Source organism: Streptomyces sp. NPDC054863 (assembly GCF_053610825.1).
On record NZ_JBSGZD010000557.1, the window covers coordinates 1 to 1529 of the forward strand.

Below are 1529 nucleotides of genomic sequence, written 5' to 3' on the forward strand. Positions count from 1 at the left end.
TAGGTAAGCGATGGGGTGACGCAGGAAGGTAGTCCAGCCCGGGCGGTGGTAGTCCCGGGGTAAGGGTGTAGGCCGTGTGATAGGCAAATCCGTCACACATTAAGGCTGAGACCTGATGCCGAGCCGATTGTGGTGAAGTGGATGATCCTATGCTGTCGAGAAAAGCCTCTAGCGAGTTTCATGGCGGCCCGTACCCTAAACCGACTCAGGTGGTCAGGTAGAGAATACCGAGGCGTTCGGGTGAACTATGGTTAAGGAACTCGGCAAAATGCCCCCGTAACTTCGGGAGAAGGGGGGCCATCACCGGTGATTGAATTTACTTCATGAGCTGGGGGTGGCCGCAGAGACCAGCGAGAAGCGACTGTTTACTAAAAACACAGGTCCGTGCGAAGCCGTAAGGCGATGTATACGGACTGACGCCTGCCCGGTGCTGGAACGTTAAGGGGACCGGTTAGTCATGATTCGTCATGGCGAAGCTGAGAACTTAAGCGCCAGTAAACGGCGGTGGTAACTATAACCATCCTAAGGTAGCGAAATTCCTTGTCGGGTAAGTTCCGACCTGCACGAATGGCGTAACGACTTCTCGACTGTCTCAACCATAGGCCCGGTGAAATTGCACTACGAGTAAAGATGCTCGTTTCGCGCAGAAGGACGGAAAGACCCCGGGACCTTTACTACAGTTTGATATTGGTGTTCGGTTCGGCTTGTGTAGGATAGGTGGGAGACTTTGAAGCTGTGACGCCAGTCATGGTGGAGTCGCCGTTGAAATACCACTCTGGTCGTGCTGGATGTCTAACCTAGGTCCGTGATCCGGATCAGGGACAGTGTCTGATGGGTAGTTTAACTGGGGCGGTTGCCTCCTAAAGAGTAACGGAGGCGCCCAAAGGTTCCCTCAGCCTGGTTGGCAATCAGGTGTTGAGTGTAAGTGCACAAGGGAGCTTGACTGTGAGACCGACGGGTCGAGCAGGGACGAAAGTCGGGACTAGTGATCCGGCAGTGGCTTGTGGAAGCGCTGTCGCTCAACGGATAAAAGGTACCCCGGGGATAACAGGCTGATCTTCCCCAAGAGTCCATATCGACGGGATGGTTTGGCACCTCGATGTCGGCTCGTCGCATCCTGGGGCTGGAGTCGGTCCCAAGGGTTGGGCTGTTCGCCCATTAAAGCGGTACGCGAGCTGGGTTTAGAACGTCGTGAGACAGTTCGGTCCCTATCCTCTGTGCGCGTAGGAATATTGAGAAGGGCTGTCCCTAGTACGAGAGGACCGGGACGGACGAACCTCTGGTGTGCCAGTTGTCCTGCCAAGGGCATGGCTGGTTGGCTACGTTCGGAAAGGATAACCGCTGAAAGCATCTAAGCGGGAAGCCTGCTTCGAGATGAGTATTCCCACCCCCTTCGAGGGGTTAAGGCTCCCAGTAGACGACTGGGTTGATAGGCCAGATGTGGAAGCCCGGTAACGGGTGGAGCTGACTGGTACTAATAGGCCGAGGGCTTGTCCTCAGTTGCTCGCGTCCACTGTGTTAGTTCTGAA

The 1529-nt window shown here is 55.3% G+C and carries 1 rRNA gene; it reads left to right on the forward strand.

From position 1 onward, the window contains the following. Nucleotides 1–1498: ribosomal RNA gene (locus tag ACWGIG_RS38870) — 23S ribosomal RNA — on the forward strand; the annotation flags it as partial. Between the last annotated feature and the right edge of the window lie 31 nt (nt 1499–1529).